This window comes from Bradyrhizobium sp. MV1.5 (assembly GCF_055807615.1).
The window spans coordinates 34,821-59,021 of record NZ_JBVVPL010000039.1 but is presented as its reverse complement, the minus strand read 5'-3'; the positions used below and the strand labels follow the sequence as shown (position 1 = coordinate 59,021).

The following is a 24,201-nucleotide window of genomic DNA, read 5'->3' as shown; positions in this document are numbered from 1 at the left end:
ACACACCCCCCCCCCCCCCCCCCCCCCCCCCCCCCCCCCCCCCCCCCCCCCCCCCCCCCCCCGGGGGCCCCCCCCCCCGGGGGGGGGGGGCCCGCGCCGTTGTCATCGGCGTTGCCCTGCACGCCGTGTCCCCTTTTCCGTCGCAAAGCCATAGATCAGCGCCAGCCGATCCAGGCATTCCCGAAAACGTCGGGCAAAATAGTCGGTCCAGCGCTGCGTACGGACGGCGCGACGCTGGCCGATCTCGTCCATGGTCAGGCCCAGCACCAACACGTCGTGCACTAGCGCGGCGCCGTCGGTGCCGAGTTCGCGCTCGACCCGGTTCAGCCGCAGCACCGCCTCGCGTTGGCTCTCGGTGACCGGCTCGCGCGTGCGCGCGCCATCGACATATTCGCGAGTCGGGTCGATTGCCTGAAGGCCTCGCTCGGCCTTCTCCCAATCGTCCTGGAAGGCGCGCCCCCCGCGATACTGCGCCTCGTCGATCTGATGGTGCGCATGCAGCCGGCCGAGCGGATCGCTGCGGATGGATCGCACGGCCATGATCTTCTCGCCGGGGTCGAGCGCCAGCGGATTGTCCACCTCGACTTCCGCCACCTCCGCATTGAACGGTATCTCACGTGAGCGTCGGTCGTAGACATTCGCCAATTTGTAGGATCTGTTGCGTCGGACACGTGCCACTCGGGTACTCCTTGCGAAATTGACGATTGGACGGGCGGTCGTCGGATCAGGCGGCGGAGACCAGCCTCAGCACGACCGGGCCGGCGACGCGCGCGGAGCCAGCTCCGGCGCGGCGCGTCAGGCGCGCATGCGGCGTGCAATAGCTCGAGCCCGGCTCACTTGGATGGCCGCAGAAGGTAATCTCCTCCCCGTCCTTGTCGCCGCCATAGGGATAGCGACAGTCCTCGCCAGCGAGTTCGACCAGCGGGACCAGGCGCGGCTGGACGCCGACGCAGCGCAATTTGATCTGCGCGGCAGGCTTCATCGCGGATTTCGGAGGCAGGTTCAGTAACGCGGGACGGTGCGGGAGGATAAGACAGGCTCCAGACGGCAGCACCGGCACGATCGACGGGCTCGTCGTCCGCACCTGCACGATCAGCCCGAGCCGCTTGGCGCGGCCGACCACCGCATTGCGCGTGTAAGCCGTTCCAAACCTTGCATTAATCTGTCTTCCGATCTCCGTATAAGACATTCCCTTGAGAAGATAGTCGCGAAGCGCGTCGGAGTGCTCCGACGGCCAATGGCCCGGTTCCATGCTGCTGTCCTGTGATGCGCCTCCTCCGATCGCACGATCGGGGGGCGGGCCTACATTCCGGTATTCCGAAGTCGAAGTCAAGCGATAATTCTGATATTCATAATTGCATCAATTCCGAATTTCGGATTACAAGAGGCGGAACGATGGACAGTCGAGGGAATCACCATGTTGGACGCTGCGATGATCGAACGGGGCCTGGAAAAGACGGGCAAGAGCAAGGGCGGCCTGGCGGCTGCCATGGGCGTACGCCCCGGCGCAGTTTCGGAGATCCTAGGCGGCGAACGCCTGGTGAAGGCTTCGGAAATCATTCCGATCATGGAATATCTCGAGCTCAATCTCGCGCCGATCATGGGCCGGGTCGGGGCCGGTGCCGTGATCGAGCCGGATTATGAGCAGGTTCCCCCCGAAGGCCTTGGCGACATCGCGCTGCCCTTTCCGATCATGGAGGAGACCATCGCATTCGAGATCGTGGGCGATTCGATGCTGCCCAAATACGAGAGCGGCGACGTAATCGTAGTCTACAAGGACCAGCGCCATCCGCTGTCGAGCTTCTACGGCGAGGAGGCCGTGGTCCGGCTCAAGACCGGCGAGCGCTATCTGAAGACCATCGAGCGGGGCAAATCCCCCTCCGTCGTCAATCTCAGCAGCTTCAATGCCAAGCAGATCGTCGGCGTGAAACTGGAGTGGGTCGGCGAGATCTGCCTGTCGATGCCCAAGGGGCAGCTGGAGCGGCTGCGCGCCAAGTCGGCGCGCCCTCGCAAGAGGAGCAAGTAGGCTACAATTTCCGTTTTTACGAAATTCACCTTGACTTGATTCCGTTTTTCGGAAATACTCTGCCGTGCCCGACCGTGGGCACGGCAGGATCGTTTCATGCAGTATTTCGTCGTGATGATCGACTATGGGCGCCGCGGCCGCGAGGCAGTCGTCGACCCTGAAATCACCAGGCGCGAGGTCATTTCCCGCGTCGCCTCAGGTGAATATCGGAATATCTCGTTCATCCAGGAAATCGTGGAGAATTCGGTCGAAGACGTGACCGAGGCGATCCTCGCCGAGGCGGCCCTCCCGGAGATCCGCCCCGAAGAAGTCGACCTACAGGCTCTCCGCCTCGATCACGCCCGCGATCTGCGTAAGCACGAGCGGACGTGACGCAGGCCCAAGCGGCAGCCCGGTCGGAGATCACACCGTGAGGACGGTCGATCCCGTGGTCTTGCGCGCGGCGAGATCGGCATGCGCCTTGGCGGCGTCCTTCAGTGGATAGGTCTGGTGCACCTCGATCTTGACCGCGCCGGACTTGACGACGTCGAACAGCTCGCCTGCCATCGCGACCAGGCTCTCACGCTTGGCGGCGTAGGTGAACAGCGTCGGCCGGGTGACGTAGAGCGAGCCCTTCTGCGCTAGCAGACCAAGGTTGAGCGGCTCGACGGCGCCGGAGGACGCACCGAACAGCGCGGCGACGCCCAGCGGCGCGAGGCAGTCGAGCGACTTCAGAAACGTGTCCTTGCCGACGGAGTCATAAACCACCGGCACCTTCTTGCCGCCTGTGATCTCGTCCACGCGCTTCACGAAATCCTCGCGGCTATAGATGATGACATGGTCGCAGCCATGCGCCTTTGCGAGCTTGGCCTTCTCGTCGTTGCTGACCGTGCCGATCACGGTCGCGCCGAGATGCTTGGCCCACTGGCAGAGAATCAGGCCGACGCCACCGGCGGCCGCATGCAGCAGGATGGTGTCGCCGGCCTTCACGCGATAGGTCTGCCGGATCAGATATTGCGTGGTGAGCCCCTTCAGCATCATCGCCGCCGCGGTCTTGTCGTCGACACCGTCCGGCAGCTTCAGCAGTCGGTCGGCCGGGATCAGCCGCGCCTCGGAATAGGCGCCGAGCGGCGAGGCGCCGTAGGCGACGCGATCGCCCGGCTTCAGATCGGTGACACCGGGCCCGACCTCCTCGACGACGCCAGCAGCCTCGCTACCAAGCCCGCTCGGCAGTTGCGCCGGGTAAAGGCCCGAACGGTTGTAGATGTCGACGAAGTTGAGACCGACGGCGGTATGGCGGATTCGCGCCTCGCCCGGCCCGGGCTTGCCGACACTGACCTCCTCCCAGACCAGCACTTCCGGACCACCAGTCCTGTGAAAGCGAATGGCATGCGTCATGGGCGTTGCTCCCTTATCGTTGAGGTCAAAGTCCGAATATCGGATCGGGCTTTGAAATAGGTATTTGGTCCGCCCGTCACAGTACAGAGACGTAACAAGAATGTCACAGCGAACGACAAACCTCCGCCGTTCCGCCTCTGTTCGAAAGAGTTGATGTCGGCCTTGCGCCGGCCGGCAGTAGCCTTCGCGCGGGTTTGGAGGTCGTCTGCGAAGGAGAGCCGAGATGCCAGCTTATGTACAGCATCATCAGGATATCGAAATCGCGCCTGTGATTTGCCCTGCATGCATGGGGTTCCTTCCAATGTATGTGCGCGAGGTCGAACCGCATTGGAGTCTTGCCAAGATCGACTTCGTCTACGAATGCGCCGATTGCAGCGCCGAGGTCAGACAGACGATCCGCAAGCCGGAGTTGCTGCGGCACTGATCGCGCGGCCGGTAGCCGCCCGACTATTTGCGTTGAGCGGAAAAAACGCCCATTCGCGCGGGTCTGGCCTCTCCCAAACGAGGCTTGTTCTTTGCCATGAACGCAGGCAGAACAAGCCTCAATCAAGACCTTTGGGAGCGCCTTTTCGTGGCTGAACAGAAGCCCTCGACAGCGATCGAGGCAGTGGAGAGCGGCCTCGCCGAGCAAGGCTACATCGCGAGCCGGCAGATCGCGACCGCCGTCTATTTGTCGCAACAGATCGAGAAGCCGATCCTGGTCGAAGGCCCGGCGGGCGTCGGCAAGACCGAGCTTGCCAAGGCGATCGCGGCCTGGCGCGGCCTGAAGATGATCCGCCTGCAATGCTATGAAGGCCTCGACGAGGCCAAGGCGCTCTATGAATGGAAATACGCCAAGCAGCTTCTCTACACGCAGATCCTCAAGGACAAGCTTGGCGAAGTCCTCGGCGGCGCGCAGACTTTGCACGCTGCACTTAATCAGCTCCACGATTTCGGTGACGTGTTCTTCTCCAAGGAGTTCGTCGAGCCGCGCCCGCTGCTGCAAGCGCTGGAGCAGCCGGGCGGCTGCGTGCTCCTGATCGACGAGATCGACAAGTCGGATGCGGAGTTCGAATCGCTGCTGCTGGAAATTCTCTCCGACTTCCAGGTCACGATCCCCGAACTCGGCACCGTCTCCGCGATCACGCCGCCAACGGTGATCCTCACCTCCAACAGCGAGCGCGATCTCGGCGACGCCCTGAAGCGGCGCTGCCTGCATCTGCACATCGGCTTCCCCGAGCAACGGCTCGAGGAGCGCATCGTCGAGAGCCGCGTCCCCGGTATTTCGCAGACGCTGCGGCGGCAGATGGTCGGCTTCATCCACGAAATCCGCTCGCTGGACCTGAAAAAGCTGCCTTCGGTCAGCGAGACCATCGACTGGGCCCGCGTGCTGGTGCTCTTGCAGGCCTCGGAGCTCGACACCGAGATCGTCAAGGACACGCTCAACGTGCTCCTGAAATACGAGGCCGACATCGAGGCGGCTCAGCCTCAGATTACGACCTTCATTGCCAAGGCAGCACGATCCAACGTCTTCGGTTGACGCCGATGCGCGAGAATATCCATCGTTTCTTCCGTGCGGCACGGGGCGCCGGCGTCCATGTCTCGCCTGCCGAAAGCATCGATGCGATGCGCGCGGTCGCACAGGTCGGCGTTTCCGACCGAACCATCCTGCGCGATGCGCTCCTTCTGACGCTCGCCAAGTCGCAGGACGAAAAGCTCGCGCTCGGTGACTGTTTCGATCTGTTCTTCAGCCAGCCGGAGCCGCGGCAGGAACAGCCTGAAGCCGACGGCAACGATGTTTCGGAGAACGCGGATCAATCTCCGTCGTCTGGCGAGGCCAGCGATGCGAGCGGCGGTTCGCCTCCCGCAGAATTGGGTCCCCTCGCGCAGATGCTGCTGTCTCAGGATCGCAACGCGATCACCGCCGCGATCGCCAGCGCCTCAGGGGCGGCCTCCCTGTCCGACATCCGCTACTCCACCCAACGCGGCATCTTCTCCAGCCGCATCCTCGACGCCATGGGGCTCCAGCGGCTACGCGACGATCTCGACGAGCTGACCGCGACCAATCCGGCACTGGCCGAGCGGCTGCGCGCCGCGCTCGATGGCTTGCGCGAAGCCGTTCGCGACACCGTCGCGCAGGGGCTTGCGCTCTATGCCCGCGAGGAGGCCGAGAACCTCCGCAATGAGATTTTGCGCAACGCGCCGCTTGCCCGCATCGAGCGGCGCCATGTCGCGGAGATGCGCGCTCTCATCCGCCAGATCGCACGGCGCCTGCGCGAGCGCTATTCGAAACCACGCAAGCGCCAACGGCGCGGTCATCTCGACGTCCGCCGCACGCTGCGCCGCAATGCCGCCTGGGGCGGCATCCCCTTTCTCACGGCCTGGAAGCGCAAGCATCGCGACCGGCCGAAGATCGTAGCACTCTGCGACGTCTCGGGGTCGGTCGCACAGGTCTCGGATTTCTTCCTGCTCCTGATCCACTCGCTGCACGAGGTCGTCGACGACGTCCATTCCTTCGCCTTCTCCTCGCATCTGATCGAAGTCAGCGACATCCTCGAGAAGAAATCGCCGGAAGAAGCGATGGCCGAGATCATGTCCAAGGTCGGCTTCGGCTCCTCCGACTACGGCTCGTCGCTGGCCGATTTCGAGAAGGAGTTCATGAGCGCGCTGACGCCACAGACCACGGTGATCGTGCTAGGCGATGCCCGCAGCAACAATCTCGATCCGCGCGCCGACATCCTGCGCCGCATCTCCGAGCGCTCGAAGCGACTGGTGTGGCTCAATCCCGAGGGACGTCTCGCCTGGGGCTTTGGCGATTCCGAGATGCCGCGCTATGCGACCTTCTGCAGCGTGGTGCGCCAGTGCGCCACCGCGCAGCAGCTCGAGCGCGCGGTGTCAGATATTGTGGCCACTTATCAGTAGGCCTTACCCACAGCCGACGTCAGTTTCGCACCAGCTCCGTCTGAGCCACATTGCACTCCCGGAAATGATAGGCGATCTCGTCGAGCGCGCGCTGCTCCCATTCCTGAGCTTGCGCAAGCCAGAAAACCCGGCGCTCGAAATCAAGCGCGGCGCGCTCCCGGCACAAGGATTCCTGACTGCGAATTTCGACCAGCCTGTTCATGCACTCCACTCCTGCCGTGTGAAGCCATTCCCCGCGAATCAGCGTAACAGAATCCCGAACCCTTCGTCTCATGATTTCTGTGCATATTGCGACGCAGAATGGGACAGCAGCGCTTCCCATGCAGTGCGGCGGACCAACATCAAGCCCACATCATCAATATGTGATCGAGGCTCCGGATGGTCCTCGTGATCGGGCGGTCTTAACTCTTGTGGCGCAATGGCGTGCAGCAATTTGTGAAGAGAAGTTCTAAACGCCTCACCGGATTCCCGACTCATTGTCGTCGCACGGTCTTCATGCAGCGCCTCTAACAGAGGCGCACGAACGGCAATGTGGCTTGAGGCAACATGAGCAACGACAGCGACTTCGATCTTGCGCCGGACCAATGGGAGGTTCTGAAGGCGCTTCGCAACCCGGTGTCGAACGGTCGCCTTTCGAAGCCTTATCTCATCGAGGGCCTCGTCAAGCTTGATCTTGTCGTCGTCCGCGACGGCGTGCCGGTCATGACGCCGAATGGACGCAAGGTGCTGGTACGCGGATCGTGTCGGCTGCTGGATCTCGCGGCGTGACGCGGCCACCCGCGTGCGGAACGTGACAGCAGGACCGCAAATCTCCTATCCACGTGACGGTCGGCATCTGGAACGGTTTCCCCGTGCCGACGCGGATGCCCGGTCGCACCGCAAGAAGGCCGAATAGACCTCCTCCTCAGCGAACACCGCGACAATCTGGCACGCTAGTTGCTCCTTTAGACGATCGAGACGTCGTCAAAACGGGGGAGTCACCATGTCGACCATTGCCGCGGCCCCGGCCGCCGAGCCAAAACCGCTCTACACATCGCTGTTCGTCCAGGTCCTGGCCGCGCTGATCCTCGGTATTATCCTCGGCGTGGCCGTGCCGGATTTTGCCATCTCCCTCAAGATTCTCAGCGACGCCTTCCTGAAGCTGATTTCGATGATCGTGGCGCCGATCGTGTTCTGCGTCGTCGTGCACGGCATTGCCGGCGCGGGCGACCTCAAGAAGGTCGGACGGGTCGGCGTCAAAGCGCTGGTCTATTTCGAGGTGATGACCACAGTCGCACTCGTGGTAGGTCTCATCCTGGCCTACACTTTCGGCCCCGGCCATGGCATGAACATCGATCCCTCGACGCTGGACGCCAAAGCGCTCAATAGCTATGCCGATAACGCCCACAAGCTTCAGGGCGGCGGCATCGGCTCCTTTCTCCTCAACGTGATCCCGAGCACCTCGTTCGACGCGTTGTCGCGCAACGACGTGCTCCAGGTGCTGTTTTTCGCCGTGCTGTTCGGCGTCGGCCTCGCACTGGTCGGCGGCGAGAAGGGCAAGCTCGTCACGTCGATGATCGATGCCGCCTCGACCGTGCTGTTCCGCGTCATGGGGCTTATCGTCCGCATTGCTCCACTTGGCGTGCTCGGCGCAGTCGCCTACACCGTCGGCAAATACGGCGTCGGCTCGCTCAAGCAGCTCGTCTCACTGGTGGCGCTGTTCTACGTCTCGGTCGGCATCTTCGTGCTGGGCGTGCTCGGCGGCGTCATGGCGCTTGCCGGCATCAACATTCTCAAATTCCTCGCCTACCTGCGCGAGGAGTTGACGATCGTGCTCGCGACCGCCTCGTCCGACGCCGTGCTGCCGCAGATCATGAAGAAGCTGGAGCGGATGGGCGTGAAGGATTCCGTCGTCGGCCTCGTCATTCCGACCGGTTATTCCTTCAATCTCGACGCGTTCTCGATCTACCTGACGCTTGCGGTCGTCTTCATCGCGCAGGCGACCAACACGCCGCTTTCCTTCGGCGACCTCCTGCTCGTGCTCGGCGTCTCCCTGATCACGTCGAAAGGCGCGCATGGTGTGCCGGGCTCTGCGATCGTGATTTTGGCGGCGACGCTGAACGCGGTGCCGAGCATCCCTGCGATCGGCCTCGTGCTGGTTTTGTCGGTTGACTGGTTCATCGGCATGGCTCGCGCGGTCGGCAACCTCACCGGCAATTGCGTTGCGACCGTGGTGGTGGCCGCCTGGGAAGGCGACCTCGACCGCGCCAAGGCGGCCAAGGTCCTCGACGGTGGTGAGCTTGTGGACGTGACGGCGGGGTAACGACCGCCGTTCAGTTATTCCACTGGAGGAGCGGCGTTCCATATGCCCTCCTCCAGACGGACAGGAAACGCGGAAACCAGGAGTGGGCCACGGCGCCCTTGTAGGCCCAGGTACGATATTTCAGGCCCTGCTCCGAGATCAGTTCCTGATAGCCGCCGTGGACTTCGGTCGCGGTGCGGATGTCCTTCAATATTCCTTGCGCGCAGGCGCGGTAGGTATCGCTCCCCGAGAATTCGTCATAGTCCAGCATGCGATCCGCGAACTCGACGTTGAACGTCGGCCAGGAGGAACGTCCCTGGTAGGCGGGAGCCGCGATCTTGTGGATCATCTTATTGCGCGGATTATCCGCCGACACCAGGAAGTGGAACGTGGTGGGGATGCGAAAGCGCGGCTCCGCAATGATCAGATCCGCCGTGGCCGCGAACAGTGCGCGCTCGCTTGCCTCGTTCAGATCCCAGAAGCCGCGATGCACGTTGACGAAATCTAACGCGACCGAGAATACCGGCGAGCCCGCGGGGCCGTCCAGGGAATGCCTGATATAGCCGCCCTTGCCGAACAGGCGGAGCAGGTCCCTCTTGTACTGCGCCAGATCGCGTCCGAGCCGCCGCTTCAGCTCGTTCTCGTCGACGATTCCGAGCTGCACGCCCCACACGAACGTCGTGTAGACGCAGGCATTGGTGACGAAACGCCTGCGCTCGGCGCGCGTGTCGGTTGCCGCGGAGCGCGGAGCACTGGCATCGCACAGCAAATACGTGGAGCCATCATCATTGAAAGGTTCGAGCTCGCTTGCGAGCTGGAGGATCGCGCGCTTCAGATCACCACCATATTCGGCCAGGAGCAGGCGGCCGGCATGCGCGCATTGCGACATCGCCAAATAGGATGACGCTCTTTGCTCAGCAGAGATCATCTGCTGGAGGCCGGCCAGAATGCCGAGCAGCGTATCCGAGGGGCGCGAGAAATAGTTCACGCCGAGGTACCGGGCGCGACCCGCCGAGACGATGGTCGTCGTGACGACGTCGGCGCGAACCGCTTCCAGCAACAGGCGGACGCTCTTTTCGAGCAGACGAGCCCGCCGCACCGCATCCTGCGGACCCATGATGGTTTCGGGGTCGAGGACGTCGGGATAGAACCAGGCGAAGTCGCGAGGGTAATAGGCGGAAGCGTGCGGCGCCCCCGTGACGAGGAATGCCTCGGTCATCGAAAAGGCGCTGTCCATCGAGTGCCGGTAGAGGTCCTCGATGGCCGTGAACGGATGATGTGACTGCCTCAGGAATCGATCACCGAGAAAATTCACCGCCTGAAGCGCGTTGGCGACAAAGGTCGCAGCCGCGCCTTGATAAAATCGGTTCTCACGATGTGACGGCAAGGAAATATCGCTGTTCATGTTCGCCTGGTCTGCGGTGATCCCGGCACTGGCCGGTCACCATTCCAAACATGGCTGATTCGCGTCTCGCTCCGATGACGTGAACTCCCGACACTCAGCCCGCGCCGGTGCGGTCCTCCCGCGGCCGAAAATTCTCGATCACCCGCAGCAACACCCGCGCGCCGGCATGGGCATCGGCTAGCTCGACATGCTCGTCGGGGTGATGGCTGATGCCGCCGCGGCAGCGAACGAAGATCATGCCGACGTCGGCAATGTCGATCATGGCCATGCCGTCATGCCCGGCCCCGCTCGGCAGCTCGAACACGGAGAAACCTTCCGCTTTGATCGCCTGGGCGATCTGCTCCTGGAGCCAGGGCGCGCAGGGCGCGGTGCGGTTCTCGTGGGTGACGTCGAGCTGAAGCGACAGTTGACGGCGCCTTGCGATGGCTTCGATCTGCCTCACGACATCGGCGACCGCGCGCTTCCGGTGCATGTCGGTCGGCGCCCGCATATCGATGGTGAACGACACCTCGCCCGGAATGACGTTGGTTGCGCCGGGCCTCGCCTGGATGTAGCCGACGGTGCCGACCAGCCCACCCTCGTCGGTCCGGCAGAACTGCTCGATCGCGCCGATGGATTCGGCCGCGCCCGCCAACGCATCGCGCCGGAGCGACATCGGCACCGTGCCCGCGTGGCCCGCCATGCCGGTCAGCCGCGCGGCAAGCCGTGTCGCGCCCGCGATCGCGGTGACCACGCCGACGGGCAGGTTTTGGGCTTCCAGCACCGGCCCCTGCTCGATGTGCAGCTCGAGATAGCCAAGCAACTCGCGCCGGGCCCGCGCGGCCGCGCCGATATGATCGGGGTCGAGCCCGAACTGCACCAGCGCATCGCGCATGGCGACGCCATCGCTGTCGCGTGTGTTCAGGACGCTTTCGTCAAAAGTGCCGGCCACCGCGCGGCTGCCGAGCAGGGTCGAGGCAAAGCGCACCCCTTCTTCATCCGCAAAACCTACGATTTCGATCGCGAACGGCAGGCGCTTGCCGCGGCGGTTGAGATCGGCGACGCAGGCGATCGCCGTGATCACGCCCAACGGCCCGTCCCATTTGCCGGCATCGCGCACGGTGTCGTAGTGCGAGCCGAGCATCAGGCACGGCGCGCCCGGCAGCTCGCCTTCGTAGCGCCCGCAGACATTGCCGATCGCGTCGAGACGCGCACTCATGCCGGCATCGCGCATCCAGCTCAGGATGAGGTCCGCGGCCTTGCGCAGCTCGCCGGTCAGATAGATGCGGGTGAGCTTGTCGCCTTCTTCCGAGATCGCCGCGAGGTCGTTGATCCCTCGCACGATCTCTTCGCCGAGCGAACCATTCTGAACGGCGGTACCAGCAGCCATCTCGGCGGGCTTTCCATCTCTTGGGACCGCGGCGACGGCGGTCCTGGCGGCAATCGATTCAAGTTCGGTGCCAGCGAAATCACGCTGCCGACGTCGTTCCAATCAGCGCGTGGTTAGCATGAATGCGGTCGCCGGCAGACCGCCCGGCCCTCGTCATGCACACGTCCAAGCCGGTTAAGACTGCTTAACTCCATTGCATACAATCATAAAATACTGCCTATATTTTCATCTGCCACTTTCCTGATCAAGCTCAGATCGCCGAAAATAGCGATTTACCTTCAATAGCTTAATTGGAAGTTCTGTCTCGGTAGTCTCTGGCACGAAGCTTGCGACAATCTATCCCGGGCTCCGCCAGACCGGCGCAGCGCGAGATGAGGCGGTGCATCCGCCAAGGGGAGCAAGCAATGGAATTTGGCAGGATCTCACGACGTCATTTGTTGCAGGGCGGTGCGGCCCTCACCCTCGGTGCGGCGACGGGCATTCGTCCGGCCTTCGCGGCCGAGACCACCATCGGTTTCATCTACGTCGGCTCGCGCGACGACTATGGCTACAACCAGGCACATGCCCAGGGCGCGGCGGCGCTGAAAAAGATTCCCGGCCTCAAGGTCGTGGAAGAAGAGAAGGTGCCGGAGACCGACGCGGTCGAGAAGACGATCGAGTCCATGATCAATCTCGACGGCGCCACCCTGCTCTTTCCCACCTCGTTCGGTTACTACAATCCTCACATGATCAAGATGGCCAACAAGTTCCCGAAGCTGCACTTCGAGCACTGCGGCGGCCTCTGGAGCGACAAGGACCCGAAAAACGCCGGTAGCTATTTCGGCTATATCGATGAAGCCCAGTACATCTCGGGCATCGTCGCCGGCTATAGCTCCAAGAGCGGCAAGCTCGGCTTCGTCGCCGCGAAACCGATCCCGCAGGTGCTGCGCAACATCAACGCATTCGCGCTCGGCGCGAGGCTTGCCAACCCCAAGGCTACCACGCAGGTCATCTTCACCGGTGACTGGTCGATGCCGGTCAAGGAAGCCGAGGCCACCAACAGTCTGATCGACCAGGGCGTCGACGTGCTGACCTGCCATGTCGACGGTCCGAAGACCATGGTCGAGAACGCCGCGCGACGGGGCGCCATGGTGTGCGGCTATCACGTCAACCAGTCGCCGCTCGCGCCGAAGGCGTATCTCACGGGCGCCGAGTGGAACTGGGAAGCGCTGTACCCCAAGTTCGTGAAGATGATCGCCGCCGGCGAGAGCATCCCGAACTTCTATCGCGGCGGCCTCAAGGAAGAGATCGTCAAGACCTCGCCCTATGGCGAAGCGGTCTCCGCCGAGGCGCGCAAGCACGCCGACGACGTCAAGGCCAAGTTCTTGTCCGGTGACGGCTACGCCATCTTCAAGGGAGGCCTGGTCGACAACAAGGGCAAGACGGTGATCGCGGCCGGCACCGATCGCGGCCAGAAGGATCCCGAGCTCGAGAAGATGGACTATCTCGTGGAGGGCGTGGTCGGGGCGACTTCGTGACGACGGAAGCTGCGGATCCTGTTGATGCGGTCGGGACGGTTGCCCCGGCCGCCGATCCGGGATTCCTCCAACGTCACGGCGGAGCAATCGAATATATCCTGATCCCGGGCGCGGCGCTGGCCGGCGCGCTCGGCGTCTTCGGCATCTTCGTCGCAATGTTCGGCAAGAGTCCGCTCGACCTCTATTTCTACATGTACTACGGCGCGTTCGGCACCTGGTTTTCATGGCAGAACACGCTGACGCGCGCGGCGCCGCTGATCCTTACCGCACTCTGCACGGCGCTGCCGGCGCAGCTCGGCATGGTCATTATCGGCGGCGAAGGCGCACTCCTAATCGGCGCGCTGTCGGCAACCAGCGCGGCACTGGTGCTTCAGGGCATGCCGCCGCTCATCGTGCAGATCGCCATGGTCATCGCCGGCGTGATCGGCGGCGGCCTGTGGGTCATGCTTTCGGGCGCGCTTCGGCAATATCGCGGCGTCAACGAAACGATCTCAAGCCTGCTGCTCGTCTACATCGCGCTCGCGGTCCTCAACCATCTCGTCGAAGGCGTGATGCGCGACCCCTCGAGCCTCAACAAGCCGTCGACCCGCGAGATCGGCGCGGCCAACATGATCGGATCGATTCCCGGCACCGACGTGCATTGGGGTCTCGTATTCGGCCTGATCGCCGCGATCGCCGCCTATATCCTGATCTATCACACCGTGTTCGGCTTCGCCGCGCGTGTTGCCGGCGGCAACATCCGCGCTGCGAAGATCGTCGGCCTCAATGTCAGCAAGCTGATCCTGACCATCTGCTTCCTCGCCGGCGGCGCCGCTGGCCTTGCCGGCATGGTCGAGGTCGCCGCCGTGCAGGGGCGCACCAATGCCAACCTCGCCGCAGGCTACGGCTTCACAGGGATTCTCGTCGCCTTCCTGGCGCGGCAAAATCCGCTCGCCATTATCCCCGTCGCGATCCTGCTCGGTGGTATCAGCGCCAGCGGCGGGCTGTTGCAGCGCCGCCTTGGATTGCCGGATGCATCCGTGCTGGTGCTGCAAGGCATCATCTTCGTCTTCGTGCTGGCCAGCGATGCGCTCTACGGCCGCATCGGGTTTCTGAAGGGAAAGTCCTGAGATGGCAGACGGCTCGATCGGACTCTGGACGGTCCCGCTCGCCGTGCTCGGCGGCGCCATTCGTGTCTCGACGCCGTTCCTGTTCGTGAGCCTGGGCGAATGTATCACCGAGCGCTCCGGCCGCATCAATCTCGGCCTCGAAGGCACGCTGGTGATGGGCGCGATGAGCGCCTACGGCATTTCCTACCTCACGGGATCGCCGTGGCTCGGCGTGCTCGCCGCTGGCATCACCGGCGCGCTTCTGGGCGCCCTGCATGCCGGCATCTGCTCCCTGCCGCGCGTCAACGACGTCGCGGTCGGCATCGCGCTGATGTTGTTCGGCACCGGCCTAGCTTTCTACCTCGGCAAACCGTTGATCGAGCCGACAGCACCTCGGCTGCCCGCGATTGATTTCGGCTGGTGGAGCGACATTCCGCAGGTGCGCGCGGCCCTACGGGTCAACGTGCTCTTCCTGATCGGCGTCGCGCTCGCGCCAATTCTCTACTGGGCCTTCCGGACCACGCGCTGGGGCCTCTTGATCCGCACCGCCGGCGAGAGTTCGGACGCCGCGCGTGCGATGGGCCACTCGGTGCTGCTAATCCGCCTGCGCGCGACCATGGTCGGCGGCTTCCTCGCCGGCATCGGTGGTTCGTTCCTGTCGCTGTTCTATCCCGGAAGCTGGAACGAGGGCCTGTCGTCGGGCCAGGGCATCACGGCCGTGGCGCTCGTGATCTTCGCGCGCTGGGACCCCTTGCTGTGTCTGTGGGCCTCGCTCGCCTTTGGCGGCGCCGCGGCGCTGGGCCCGGCGCTGCAATCGGTCGGCGTCACCTCCGGCTACCACCTCTTCAACGCCGCACCCTACATCCTGACGCTGGCGATCATGATCATCACCTGCTCGCCGAAACGCACGCTGACCGGCGCCCCGGCCGAATTGTCGATCACCCGCTAGAGAGCCAGATCATGCCCGAGCGCACCATCAAGTCCGAGCCCTATGCCTGGCCCTATAACGGCGATCTCCGTCCCGAAAATACCGCGCTCATCATCATCGACATGCAGACCGATTTCTGCGGCGTCGGCGGCTATGTCGACAAGATGGGCTATGACCTCTCACTGACACGGGCGCCGATCGAGCCGATCAAGAAATTGCTGACGGCTATGCGCGCCCAAGGCTTTCACATCATCCATACTCGCGAAGGCCACCGTCCCGATCTGTCGGATTTGCCTGCCAACAAGCGCTGGCGTTCCCGGCAGATCGGCGCCGGCATCGGCGATCCCGGCCCGTGTGGCCGCATCCTGGTGCGCGGCGAGCCCGGATGGGACATCATCCCGGAGCTCGCGCCGCTGCCCGGCGAACCCATCATCGACAAGCCCGGCAAGGGCTCGTTCTGCGCCACCGATCTGGAGTTGATCCTGCGCGTGCGCGGTATCGAGAACATCGTGCTCACTGGGATCACCACCGACGTTTGCGTTCACACCACCATGCGTGAGGCCAACGACCGCGGCTTCGAATGCGTGCTGTTAGATGACTGCTGCGGCGCGACCGACAGGAGCAACCACGACCACGCGCTGAAGATGATCAAGATGCAGGGTGGCGTGTTCGGTGCGGTCTCGACCTCCGACGCCTTCATCGGAGCGATTTCGTGATCGTCGGCGAAACGCCTCCACCATCGGGCGCCTTCGGCGTCGATGCCATCGCTATGACCATGCGCTTCGGTGATTTCCTGGCGCTGGACAATGTCGCGCTGAAAGTGCGGCCGGGTTCGTTCCACGCGTTGCTCGGCGAGAATGGCGCCGGCAAGTCGACCCTCGTCAAATGCATCATGGGTTACTATCACGCCACCGAGGGCGACATCCTCGTCGGGGGCCGCGAGCAGGCGATCGGCAATCCGAAGGACGCCCACGCCCTCGGCCTCGGCATGGTCTACCAGCATTTCACCCTGGTGCCGGCGATGACAGTGGCCGAAAATCTGGTGCTGGCGCGCGATGACGTGCCGGCTGTCGTGAACTGGCCGAAAGAGATGAAGGAGCTCGAGGCCTTTCTCGCGCGCATGCCATTCAAGGTACCGCTCAGCTCAAAAGTCTCCGACATCTCCGCGGGCGAACGGCAGAAGTGCGAGATCCTCAAGCAGCTCTACCTGAAGCGCCGCTTCCTGATTCTGGACGAGCCGACTTCGGTGCTGACCCCGGCGGAAGCTGACGAAGTACTCGGCATGCTCCGCGACATGGTCGTCAAGGGCGAGCTGACCATCCTGATGATCACGCACAAGTTCCGCGAGGTCATGGCCTTCGCCGACGACGTCACGATCCTGCGCCGCGGCAAGCTTGCCGGCGCCGGCAAGGTTTCCGAACTGACGCCGGACGCGATGGCGCGCACCATGATCGGCGCCGAGGAGCTGACGGTGCAGCCGCCGCGCACCGGAGAAGCCGGCAAGGCGAGGCTTGAACTGGCGAAGATGCGCGCGCTCGACGACGCCGGCGCCATCGCCGTGCATGACGTCTCCCTCACGGTCCGTGCCGGCGAGATCGTCGGCATCGCCGGCGTCTCCGGCAACGGCCAGCGCCAGCTCGTCGAGGTGCTGGCGGGGCAGCGCGCAGCCGAGAGCGGCGAGATCCGCGTCGCAGGCGATCCCTATCATGCCAGCCGCGAGGAGATGCGGCGGCACAATATGTCGCTCCTGCCGGAGGAGCCGCTGAAGAACGCCTGTGTCGGCGGCATGAGCGTCGCCGACAACATCGCCTTCCGCGAGTTCGACCGCGCGCCCTTCGCAAGCCTCGGCTGGTGGCTCAACCACGGCGCCTTCCGCGTCGATGCCAGGAAGAAGATCGCGCAGTACAAGATCAAGACCCGCACGCCCGACACGCCAATCTCGGCGCTGTCGGGCGGCAACGTCCAGCGCGCCGTGCTGGCCCGCGAGCTCGGCGGCGACGTCGAGGTGCTGATCGCAGCCAATCCCTGCTTCGGGCTCGATTTCGCTGCGGTGGCGCAAATCCATGCCGAGATCATGGCTGCGCGCAACCGCGGCGCCGCGGTGCTGCTGGTCAGCGAGGACCTCGACGAACTCCTTGAACTCTCCGATCGGCTGGTGGTGATGTTCCACGGCGAATTCGTGTATGAAGCACGGACCAGCGAAGCCGATCTCACCGTGGTCGGCCGGCATATGGCGGGGCATTGACCGGGGAAGAGCATGAGCGGCGGATCCGGGCGCGACGAGCACTTCCTCCGCCTTTCCTTTGCGGTCGCCCGCCGTTCCCTCACACACGGCAACCATCCCTTCGGCTGCATCGTCGTCGATGCCGAGGGCAAGGTCCTGATCGAAGCCGAGAACGGCTACATGCCGGATCACGACGGCACCGCGCATGCCGAGCGCCTCGCCGCCACGCAGGCCTGCCGCACGCTCGACCGCGAGGTGTTGGCGAGGGCCACGCTCTATTCCTCCGCAGAGCCCTGCGCGATGTGCGCCGGCTCGATCTACTGGGCCGGCATCGGCCGTGTCGTTTACGGGCTCAGCGAGCACCGCCTGCGCGGCATTACCGGCGATCATCCGGAGAACCCGACACTCGACCTGCCCTGTCGCGAGGTCTTTACCAGCGGCCAGCGGCCGACAGAGGTTGCGGGGCCGCTGCTCGAAGACGAGGCCGAAGCCCTGCACGACGGCGTGTGGACGAAGTAGACGGCGCCGAGCGGGCCTTGCCCCGCACTCACCGAAGGGCCGCCTGACGGTACCCAACCCATCCCCCAAATGAAGATGACGCCGCGGAGGTTTGACGCGGCGCCATCGTCGTTCACCTGAAGAATGTCAGGTGGCTAGAACTTCACAGTGATACCGGAGTAGAGCGAGGACTCGGTGCAGGATCCGGTGCTCACCTTCGTACCACCGACGAAGGTGGTGCAAGCAAAGGCATTGTTGTGATCGAGGCCGAACTTGTTCTGCCAGTACCGATAGGCGACCCAGACGTCGACGAAGTGCGAGTACTTCTCACCCCAAATCGCCTTCGAGGCATCGAGGGTCAGGCGGATCGGCTCGGAATTGAACTCGACCTTGGTCGGATAGACGTTGTTGGCAACGCTGGCGGGAAGCGGCTCGGTGTCAGTGCCCTTCTTGCCGTACCACGCCGCGCGACCGCTGATCGAGAAATACTGCATGTTCTGCGGCAGGAAGCCGAGGTCCATATAGTAGTTGGTTTCGATCGCCCAGGTCGGCTTGAACGACGTGTTGCCGTCGGCAATACACGGAGCGGACCAACCGGCGCCGCACTGCGAGAAGGAGTTGTGGTTGGCGAACTCCCAATACACCAGCGGCGCTACGTTGAAGTAGCCCTTATAAGGAAGGTCGAAGGCGAACTGCAGACCGGCGACAACGTCGCGTTTGGCGGCGCCGAAATACCGGTTCTCCGTGTTGGCATCCATGCCAACCTCGAACGAGATGTTATGCAGCGGCCCCTGCGTGAAGGCCTTGGTGTTGAAGATTTCGTTCCAGCCGAAGGTTGAGCGGAAAAGGCCGTAGATCTCCGTCGCGCCGGCACAGCTCGTCGGCGTCGCTGCGAAGCCTGCAGCCGGCGACACAACCACGCCTGTGGCAGTACACGGGCCTGCCGGATCGTTGTGGTCCGACTTGAACATCGAGATGGTGAAGAAGTTGGTGCCGTAAGTCCAGGCATCGAAGTGGGTGAAGGAGTAGACCTGCTTCGTCGTCTTGGCGTTGATCACGCCGTTGGTGTTGGTGAACGCACCGGGCTGCGAGGCATTGAAGATGTAGGAGAAGGTGACGCGGTCGTCGATTACCAGGAAGAACGGAAGGTCCGCCGCCTTCTTGGCAGCCTTGACCGGCAGATCCGCCGCCTGAGCCAGGCCACCGGTAGCGAGCGTGGCAAGTGACAGCGCGCCTGCTGCAATTGCCTTGAAACGAAACGACATCCTGAATACCCCCAAGTTTGGACACGTAAAAATGAACGTCCCTTGGGTGCGACACTTGCGCCGATCTCCCGGAGTGAGAAGCCTCAACTTATTTCAAGGCATGCCGCTTGTTTGCACAGGGCACTGCGTTTCACCGGCCGATTTGAACGCCAACCTCACCGCCGCGCGGCCAGGCGAGAGCGGCCATTGCCGGATATTCCCATTTGATTTCGCTCGCCTTTTCATGTCGAGCGGACGAGGCAGACAGAATGGGCGGGAGCTACTGTCGCAGTGTTCGCAAATGCATACGCGTGATGGCGCGTCTCTGCTTAACTTCACGCCAAGCCTGCATAGCGCGTTCCGATTTGGCTTGAGCCGTCACAAATTTGCAACAGGCGTCATACGCAAGCCATGACTGCAAAGGCTGCTCGGAAGATATCTGAAGACGATCGCCGCAGGCGAGAGCTGCGACTCGCCGACACCACCTGCCTGCCGAAGCGTTGAGCAAGGGATGACGCTTTTTCACACCTTACGCAGCGGTTCAAACTAGCCCAGTATTGAGGCACTTCACCCTATGCAAGCGCATCAGCGAATGTTGGATCCCACGGCTAACAGCCTGCATTCCGGCGAGTCCCCGCTCCTCAGGACGGTCGGGCTCACCAAGCGCTATGGCGATTTCCTCGCCAACGATGCCATCGACATCGATATCTGGCCAACGGAAATCCATGCGTTGCTGGGCGAGAACGGCGCCGGCAAGTCGACGCTGGTCAAGGCGATCTACGGGCTGATCCAGCCCAGCGCCGGCCAGATTTTCTGGCGGGGCCAGCCGATCATGCTGTCCGGTCCCTCGGAGGCGCGCAGCCGCGGCATTGGCATGGTGTTCCAGCACTTCTCATTGTTCGACAATCTCACTGTCGCGGAGAACGTCGCGCTCGGCCTCGACGGGAGAGAATCCTTCAAGGACATGTCGGCGCGGCTTGAGCAGGTGTCGAAGACTTATGGATTGCCGCTCGATCCCAAACGCGAGGTCTGGCAATTGTCGGTCGGCGAGCGCCAGCGCATCGAGATCGTGCGCGCGCTGATGCAGGATCCGCAATTCCTGATCCTTGACGAACCCACCGCGGTGCTGACGCCACAGGAAGCCGACCAGCTCTTCGTCGTGCTGGAGCGGCTCAAGGCCGAAGGTCGCGCCATCCTCTACATCAGCCACAAGCTCGAGGAGGTGAAGCGCCTGTGCGACACGGCAACGATCCTGCGCGGCGGCAAGAAGGTGGAGACCTGCAATCCCAGGCTTGAAACCGCCGCTTCACTCGCGCGCATGATGGTCGGCGGCGAGATCAAGGAGGTGAAGGCGACCGCAGGCCGGCAGACGACCGTGCCGCGCCTCGTCGTCAACGACCTCTCGCTCGCCCCCGGCGAGGCGCATGGCGTGCGCCTTGAGCACATCTCGTTCGAGCTAAAAGGCGGCGAGATCTTCGGCATCGCCGGGGTCGCCGGCAACGGCCAGGACGAATTGTTCGCCGCGCTGTCCGGCGAACGCCTGTCGAAGGATCCCGGCACGATCGTAATCGAAGGCCTTGCCGCCGGCCATCTCTCGATCACGCAGCGCCGCAAGCTCGGGGCGGCCTTCGTTCCAGAGGAGCGGCTCGGCCACGGCACCGCGCCGCGCATGAAGCTTTCGGAGAATGCGCTGCTCACCGGGCACGCCGCCAGCGGCATGGTCCATCACGGCTTCATCGATACTGCGGCCACTCTGAAGACGGTCGACCGCGCAACCGAGACGTTCGACGTCCGCAAGGCCAAGCGCGATCCGGAAGCAGCATCCCTCTCCGGCGGCAATTTGCAGAAATTCATCGTGGGACGCGAGATCCTGCGCAATCCCGCGGTGCTGGTGGTGAGCCAACCGACCTGGGGCGTCGACGCCGGCGCTGCCGCCGTCATCCGCCAGGCACTGCTTGATCTCGCAACCGCAGGCGCCGCCGTACTCGTGACCAGCCAGGACCTCGACGAGCTCGCGGAAATCGCCGACCGCATCGCCGTGATGTTCCATGGCCATCTATCCGCACCGCTCGCCGCCAGCGAGGCGACGCGCGAAAAACTCGGCCTGTTGATGGGCGGCAGCACGCTGGAGCCGAGGGAGGCCGCGCATGCAGTTGGTGCTTGAGAAGCGCGCCGAACGCTCCAACACGATCGCGCTGATCTCTCCGCTGATCGCGATCGGCCTCACGATCGTGACCATGGTCATCCTGTTCGCGATCCTCGGCAAGAATCCGCTGCTCGCCCTGCACGCCTATTTCATCGCCCCTTTGACCGACAGCTATTCGCTCCAGGAAATCGCGGTGAAGGCCACACCGCTGGTGATGATCGCGATCGGACTGTCGCTCTGCTATCTCGCCAATGCCTGGAACATCGGCGCCGAAGGGCAGTTCCTGATCGGTGCAGTCGCCGGAAGCTGGATTGCGGTGAAGACGCAGGGCACCGACGCCGGCGTCTGGGTGCTGCCGGTCATGCTCGTGCTCGCCGCCGCCGCCGGCGCGCTCTACGCACTGATCCCGGCAATCTGCAAGGTGAAGTTCGGCGCCAGCGAAATCCTGACCAGCCTGATGCTGGTGTACGTCGCCGATCTCTTCCTCGACTATCTCGTGCGCGGCCCCTGGCGCGATCCGCACGGATTCAACTTCCCGACCACGGCCGAGTTCGATCCGGTCGCAACGGTGCCGTTGCTGATCGAGGGCGGCCGGCTGCATCTCGGCTCGATCATCGCCCTGCTCGTCGTCGCTGGCGCGGCGATCCTGCTCGGGCGCACCATCAAGGGATTCGAGATTCGCGTGGTCGGTGCGGCGCCTCGTGCCGCGCGGTTCGGCGGCTTCAATTCCAACCAGCTGATCATCCTGACCTTCGCCGTCTCGGGCGCGCTGGCAGGCCTCGCCGGCATCATCGAGGTCGCGGGTCCGGTCGGGCATCTGCAGCCCGGCATCTCGCCGGGTTACGGTTTTACGGCGATCATCGTCGCCTTTCTCGGCCGGTTGAACCCCCTTGGAATATTAATTGCAGGCCTTTTTCTCGCGTTGACCTTTATCGGCGGCGAGCAGGCGCAGATCGCGATGAAGATCCCGTTGGACGTCACCAAGGTTTTTCAAGGCATCCTGCTGTTCTACGTGCTCGCCTGCGATTCCCTCATTCTCTATCGCTTCAAGCTGGTCTTCCCGAACCGACAGGTGGCTCGTGGAACTCATTGAAGCCATCATTCTCGCAGTGCTCGCCGCCTCGACGCCGCTCCTGATCGCGGCGACCGGCGAGCTCGTGACCGAGCGTTCCGGCGTGCTCAATCTCGGCGTCGAGGGCATGATGATCGTCGGCGCCGCATGTGGCTTTGCGGGTGCGTGGCTGACCGGCTCGATCTTTATCGGCGCGCTGTTCGGCATCGTCGCCGGCTCGTTGATGTCGCTGGTCTTCGCGTTGATGGCGCTCGGACTTGCCGTCAACCAGGTTGCGACAGGGCTGGCGCTGACCATCCTGGGCGTCGGACTCTCCGGCCTGATCGGCGCCGGTTTCGTCGGCGAGCGCATCACGCCGGCAGCGCATCTTGACATTCCCGGCCTCACGGACATCCCACTGATCGGCCGCGTGCTGTTCGGCGAGGACGCCTTCGTCTATTTTTCGCTGGCGCTGGTCGCCGGCGTCTGGTGGTTCCTGTACCGCACGCGGCCAGGATTGATCCTGCGCGCCTGCGGCGACAACCACGTGTCTGCGCATGCACTCGGCTACCCCGTGCTGCGGATCCGGACCTTCGCCGTGATGTTCGGCGGCGCCTGCGCCGGACTTGCCGGCGCTTATCTGCCGCTCGCCTATACGCCGTTCTTCATTCCGGGCATGACCGCAGGTCGCGGCTGGATCGCACTGGCGCTGGTGGTGTTCTCGTCCTGGCGGCCGGGCCGCCTCGTGGTCGGCGCGTATCTGTTCGGCGCGGTGACGATCCTGCAGCTGCACGCGCAGGGCTGGGGCGTCGGCATTCCCTCGCAGCTCATGTCGGCGCTGCCTTACCTTGCGACGGTCATCGTCCTGGTCCTGCTCTCCCGTGCGCGCACGGGCGGATCGACCGCACCGGCTGCGCTTGGCACCGTGTTCGTGCCCGACCGCTAGCGTTTCATTTCCGCGGCGTGCGCGATGGGGCGCGCACGTTGGGGATCGTGGCTTTCCCCTGATGTTTGGAGATTGATGATGAGGAAATCACTTCTTGCGCTGGCTGCCGGGCTTTTGCTTGCCGGGAGCGTCAGTGCAGCCTCCGCCGCCGACAAGCTGAAAGTCGGATTTATCTACCTTGGCCCGGTCGGTGACCTCGGTTGGACCTATCAGCATGAGCTGGCACGCCAGGCGCTGGTGAAGGAGCTCGGCGACAAGATCGAGACCACTTTTCTCGAAAACGTGCCTGAAGGCCCCGACGCCGAGCGCTCGATCGAGCAGCTCGTCCGCGCCGGCAACAAGCTGATCTTCACCACCTCGTTCGGCTACATGGATCCGACGCTGAAGGTCGCGAAGAAATATCCGAATGTGCATTTCGAGCACGCGACCGGATACAAGCGCAACCCGAACATGTCGACCTATTCGGCCAAATGGTACCAAGGCCGCTACATCCAGGGCCTGATCGCGGCCAAGATGTCGAAGTCCGGCGTGCTCGGCTATATCGGCTCGTTCCCGATTCCCGAGGTCGTCTCCGGCATCAACGCGACGATCCTCGCTGCGCAGACCATCAACCCGAACATCAAGGTCAAGATCATCTGGGCCAATACCTGGTTCGACCCGGGCAAGGAAGCCGACGCCGCCAAGGCGCTGATCGACCAGGGCGCCGACATCATCATGCAGCACACCGATTCGCCGGCGGCAATGCAGATCGCCAGCGAACGCGGCAAGCTCGCCTTCGGCCAAGATTCCGAGATGATCAAGTTCGGGCCGAAGACCCAGCTGACCTCGATCCTCGATACCTGGGGTCCCTACTACATCGCCCGGGTCAAGGCCGAGCTCGACGGAACCTGGAAATCGGAGGACAGCTGGGGCGGCCTCGACAGCCACATGTTCGCGATGGCGCCCTACACCAACATGCCTGACGACGTGAAGAAGATCGCCGAGGATGCCCAGGCCGCGATCACTGCGGGCAAGCTGCATCCGTTCAAGTGCCCGGTCGTTGGGCAGGACGGCAAGCCTGTCGAGTGCAAGGGCGGCGCCAATCTCGACGACGGCCAAATCCTCGGCATGAATTTCTACGTCAAGGGCATCGACGACAAGCTGCCGGGCAAGTAGCACGCTTCTTGCATTGCCTAGATCACCTGCTCCTCCCGGAACAGG

General features: G+C 63.5%; 24 protein-coding genes. 17 read left to right on the top strand and 7 right to left on the bottom strand.

The genetic code is table 11. The features are described 5' to 3' along the window. Positions 1-102: 102 nt before the first annotated feature. Both AC0L2J_RS28115 and AC0L2J_RS28110 read right to left on the bottom strand, forming a co-directional pair. The gene (locus AC0L2J_RS28115; protein ID WP_007612804.1) at positions 103-678 is read right to left on the bottom strand and encodes a hypothetical protein; all 576 of its coding nucleotides are present in this window, start codon (positions 676-678) and stop codon (positions 103-105) included. A gap of 46 nt (positions 679-724) precedes the next feature. Then, a complete protein-coding gene (locus AC0L2J_RS28110; protein WP_007612808.1) occupies positions 725-1,252 on the bottom strand; it encodes a GcrA family cell cycle regulator in 528 nt (175 codons plus the stop codon). Positions 1,253-1,417: 165 nt separating this feature from the next. Here AC0L2J_RS28110 and AC0L2J_RS28105 point away from each other — a divergent pair, with 165 nt between their 5' ends. Continuing rightward, positions 1,418-2,026 (top strand): S24 family peptidase, encoded by a 609-nt coding sequence (locus AC0L2J_RS28105; protein ID WP_007612810.1) that lies wholly within the window; start codon positions 1,418-1,420, stop codon positions 2,024-2,026. A gap of 96 nt (positions 2,027-2,122) precedes the next feature. Continuing rightward, positions 2,123-2,398: a hypothetical protein gene (locus tag AC0L2J_RS28100; protein WP_063995497.1), complete on the top strand. Its 276-nt coding sequence runs from the start codon at positions 2,123-2,125 to the stop codon at positions 2,396-2,398. A 30-nt stretch (positions 2,399-2,428) separates the two neighbouring features. Here the strand turns inward: AC0L2J_RS28100 and AC0L2J_RS28095 are convergent, their stop codons facing one another. Further along, positions 2,429-3,403: a quinone oxidoreductase family protein gene (locus AC0L2J_RS28095; RefSeq protein ID WP_473395166.1), complete on the bottom strand. Its 975-nt coding sequence runs from the start codon at positions 3,401-3,403 to the stop codon at positions 2,429-2,431. 223 nt (positions 3,404-3,626) lie between these two features. Between AC0L2J_RS28095 and AC0L2J_RS28090 the strand changes: the two genes are divergently transcribed. From AC0L2J_RS28090 to AC0L2J_RS28080, 3 genes are all read left to right on the top strand, one after another. Further along, a complete protein-coding gene (locus AC0L2J_RS28090; protein WP_473395165.1) occupies positions 3,627-3,827 on the top strand; it encodes a hypothetical protein in 201 nt (66 codons plus the stop codon). 147 nt (positions 3,828-3,974) lie between these two features. Then, on the top strand, positions 3,975-4,922 hold the full coding sequence (locus AC0L2J_RS28085) for an AAA family ATPase (protein WP_473395164.1): 948 nt from the start codon (positions 3,975-3,977) through the stop codon (positions 4,920-4,922). 5 nt (positions 4,923-4,927) lie between these two features. Further along, positions 4,928-6,304 carry a vWA domain-containing protein gene (locus tag AC0L2J_RS28080; RefSeq protein ID WP_473395163.1) on the top strand — a complete coding sequence of 459 codons (1,377 nt, stop codon included), beginning with the start codon at positions 4,928-4,930 and terminating at the stop codon, positions 6,302-6,304. 19 nt (positions 6,305-6,323) lie between these two features. Here AC0L2J_RS28080 and AC0L2J_RS28075 read toward each other — a convergent pair whose 3' ends face one another. After that, positions 6,324-6,506: a hypothetical protein gene (locus AC0L2J_RS28075; RefSeq protein ID WP_007612823.1), complete on the bottom strand. Its 183-nt coding sequence runs from the start codon at positions 6,504-6,506 to the stop codon at positions 6,324-6,326. A 344-nt stretch (positions 6,507-6,850) separates the two neighbouring features. Here AC0L2J_RS28075 and AC0L2J_RS28070 point away from each other — a divergent pair, with 344 nt between their 5' ends. Both AC0L2J_RS28070 and AC0L2J_RS28065 read left to right on the top strand, forming a co-directional pair. Continuing rightward, on the top strand, positions 6,851-7,072 hold the full coding sequence (locus AC0L2J_RS28070; RefSeq protein WP_473395162.1) for a hypothetical protein: 222 nt from the start codon (positions 6,851-6,853) through the stop codon (positions 7,070-7,072). 214 nt (positions 7,073-7,286) lie between these two features. After that, positions 7,287-8,606, top strand: a complete 1,320-nt coding sequence (locus AC0L2J_RS28065; protein ID WP_473395161.1) for a dicarboxylate/amino acid:cation symporter — start codon at positions 7,287-7,289, stop codon at positions 8,604-8,606. Positions 8,607-8,616: 10 nt separating this feature from the next. On the opposite strand, the gene AC0L2J_RS28060 is transcribed toward AC0L2J_RS28065, so the two are convergent. After that, complete coding sequence (locus tag AC0L2J_RS28060) at positions 8,617-9,990, bottom strand: hypothetical protein (protein WP_473395160.1); 1,374 nt, start codon at positions 9,988-9,990, stop codon at positions 8,617-8,619. Between the two features lie 94 nt (positions 9,991-10,084). Then, positions 10,085-11,359 (bottom strand): allantoate amidohydrolase, encoded by a 1,275-nt coding sequence (locus tag AC0L2J_RS28055; protein WP_473395159.1) that lies wholly within the window; start codon positions 11,357-11,359, stop codon positions 10,085-10,087. 404 nt (positions 11,360-11,763) lie between these two features. Here AC0L2J_RS28055 and AC0L2J_RS28050 point away from each other — a divergent pair, with 404 nt between their 5' ends. Genes AC0L2J_RS28050 through AC0L2J_RS28025 form a run of 6 tightly spaced genes read left to right on the top strand, consistent with a single transcriptional unit; the run spans position 11,764 to position 17,635 of the window. Next, on the top strand, positions 11,764-12,876 hold the full coding sequence (locus AC0L2J_RS28050) for a BMP family ABC transporter substrate-binding protein (RefSeq protein ID WP_473395158.1): 1,113 nt from the start codon (positions 11,764-11,766) through the stop codon (positions 12,874-12,876). Continuing rightward, positions 12,873-13,985: an ABC transporter permease gene (locus AC0L2J_RS28045; protein ID WP_007612831.1), complete on the top strand. Its 1,113-nt coding sequence runs from the start codon at positions 12,873-12,875 to the stop codon at positions 13,983-13,985. Before AC0L2J_RS28050 ends, AC0L2J_RS28045 begins: the two co-directional genes overlap by 4 nt. A gap of 1 nt (position 13,986) precedes the next feature. After that, entirely contained in the window at positions 13,987-14,913 is a 927-nt protein-coding gene (locus AC0L2J_RS28040) for an ABC transporter permease (RefSeq protein ID WP_007612833.1), read from the top strand. A gap of 11 nt (positions 14,914-14,924) precedes the next feature. After that, positions 14,925-15,608 carry a biuret amidohydrolase gene (gene biuH / locus AC0L2J_RS28035; protein WP_473395157.1) on the top strand — a complete coding sequence of 228 codons (684 nt, stop codon included), beginning with the start codon at positions 14,925-14,927 and terminating at the stop codon, positions 15,606-15,608. Beyond that, complete coding sequence (locus AC0L2J_RS28030) at positions 15,605-17,137, top strand: ABC transporter ATP-binding protein (protein WP_084777535.1); 1,533 nt, start codon at positions 15,605-15,607, stop codon at positions 17,135-17,137. The genes biuH and AC0L2J_RS28030 overlap by 4 nt, the downstream gene beginning before the upstream one ends. Before the next feature lie 12 nt (positions 17,138-17,149). Next, positions 17,150-17,635, top strand: coding sequence for a nucleoside deaminase (locus AC0L2J_RS28025; protein WP_473395156.1), 486 nt, complete (start codon positions 17,150-17,152; stop codon positions 17,633-17,635). Positions 17,636-17,769: 134 nt separating this feature from the next. Here the strand turns inward: AC0L2J_RS28025 and AC0L2J_RS28020 are convergent, their stop codons facing one another. Then, a complete protein-coding gene (locus AC0L2J_RS28020) occupies positions 17,770-18,879 on the bottom strand; it encodes a hypothetical protein (RefSeq protein ID WP_473395155.1) in 1,110 nt (369 codons plus the stop codon). 571 nt (positions 18,880-19,450) lie between these two features. Between AC0L2J_RS28020 and AC0L2J_RS28015 the strand changes: the two genes are divergently transcribed. From AC0L2J_RS28015 to AC0L2J_RS28000, 4 genes are all read left to right on the top strand, one after another. Continuing rightward, positions 19,451-21,022: an ABC transporter ATP-binding protein gene (locus AC0L2J_RS28015; protein WP_473395154.1), complete on the top strand. Its 1,572-nt coding sequence runs from the start codon at positions 19,451-19,453 to the stop codon at positions 21,020-21,022. Further along, entirely contained in the window at positions 21,006-22,097 is a 1,092-nt protein-coding gene (locus AC0L2J_RS28010) for an ABC transporter permease (RefSeq protein ID WP_473395153.1), read from the top strand. The genes AC0L2J_RS28015 and AC0L2J_RS28010 overlap by 17 nt, the downstream gene beginning before the upstream one ends. Then, positions 22,084-23,001 (top strand): ABC transporter permease, encoded by a 918-nt coding sequence (locus tag AC0L2J_RS28005; RefSeq protein WP_473395152.1) that lies wholly within the window; start codon positions 22,084-22,086, stop codon positions 22,999-23,001. Before AC0L2J_RS28010 ends, AC0L2J_RS28005 begins: the two co-directional genes overlap by 14 nt. 78 nt (positions 23,002-23,079) lie before the next feature. Further along, on the top strand, positions 23,080-24,156 hold the full coding sequence (locus AC0L2J_RS28000; protein WP_007612862.1) for a BMP family ABC transporter substrate-binding protein: 1,077 nt from the start codon (positions 23,080-23,082) through the stop codon (positions 24,154-24,156). The last annotated feature ends 45 nt before the right edge of the window (positions 24,157-24,201 follow it).

Bases quoted from the DNA above. Each gene is read 5' to 3' on its own strand.
- AC0L2J_RS28070 (WP_473395162.1), top strand. From the start codon at position 6,851: ATGAGCAACGACAGCGACTTCGATCTTGCGCCGGACCAATGGGAGGTT.
- AC0L2J_RS28025 (WP_473395156.1), top strand. From the start codon at position 17,150: ATGAGCGGCGGATCCGGGCGCGACGAGCACTTCCTCCGCCTTTCCTTT.
- AC0L2J_RS28020 (WP_473395155.1), bottom strand. From the start codon at position 18,879: ATGTCGTTTCGTTTCAAGGCAATTGCAGCAGGCGCGCTGTCACTTGCC.
- AC0L2J_RS28105 (WP_007612810.1), top strand. From the start codon at position 1,418: ATGTTGGACGCTGCGATGATCGAACGGGGCCTGGAAAAGACGGGCAAG.
- AC0L2J_RS28055 (WP_473395159.1), bottom strand. From the start codon at position 11,359: ATGGCTGCTGGTACCGCCGTTCAGAATGGTTCGCTCGGCGAAGAGATC.
- AC0L2J_RS28095 (WP_473395166.1), bottom strand. From the start codon at position 3,403: ATGACGCATGCCATTCGCTTTCACAGGACTGGTGGTCCGGAAGTGCTG.
- AC0L2J_RS28050 (WP_473395158.1), top strand. From the start codon at position 11,764: ATGGAATTTGGCAGGATCTCACGACGTCATTTGTTGCAGGGCGGTGCG.
- AC0L2J_RS28010 (WP_473395153.1), top strand. From the start codon at position 21,006: ATGCAGTTGGTGCTTGAGAAGCGCGCCGAACGCTCCAACACGATCGCG.
- AC0L2J_RS28075 (WP_007612823.1), bottom strand. From the start codon at position 6,506: ATGAACAGGCTGGTCGAAATTCGCAGTCAGGAATCCTTGTGCCGGGAG.
- AC0L2J_RS28080 (WP_473395163.1), top strand. From the start codon at position 4,928: ATGCGCGAGAATATCCATCGTTTCTTCCGTGCGGCACGGGGCGCCGGC.
- AC0L2J_RS28015 (WP_473395154.1), top strand. From the start codon at position 19,451: ATGTTGGATCCCACGGCTAACAGCCTGCATTCCGGCGAGTCCCCGCTC.
- AC0L2J_RS28060 (WP_473395160.1), bottom strand. From the start codon at position 9,990: ATGAACAGCGATATTTCCTTGCCGTCACATCGTGAGAACCGATTTTAT.
- AC0L2J_RS28000 (WP_007612862.1), top strand. From the start codon at position 23,080: ATGAGGAAATCACTTCTTGCGCTGGCTGCCGGGCTTTTGCTTGCCGGG.
- AC0L2J_RS28090 (WP_473395165.1), top strand. From the start codon at position 3,627: ATGCCAGCTTATGTACAGCATCATCAGGATATCGAAATCGCGCCTGTG.
- AC0L2J_RS28100 (WP_063995497.1), top strand. From the start codon at position 2,123: ATGCAGTATTTCGTCGTGATGATCGACTATGGGCGCCGCGGCCGCGAG.
- AC0L2J_RS28040 (WP_007612833.1), top strand. From the start codon at position 13,987: ATGGCAGACGGCTCGATCGGACTCTGGACGGTCCCGCTCGCCGTGCTC.
- AC0L2J_RS28065 (WP_473395161.1), top strand. From the start codon at position 7,287: ATGTCGACCATTGCCGCGGCCCCGGCCGCCGAGCCAAAACCGCTCTAC.
- AC0L2J_RS28110 (WP_007612808.1), bottom strand. From the start codon at position 1,252: ATGGAACCGGGCCATTGGCCGTCGGAGCACTCCGACGCGCTTCGCGAC.
- biuH (WP_473395157.1), top strand. From the start codon at position 14,925: ATGCCCGAGCGCACCATCAAGTCCGAGCCCTATGCCTGGCCCTATAAC.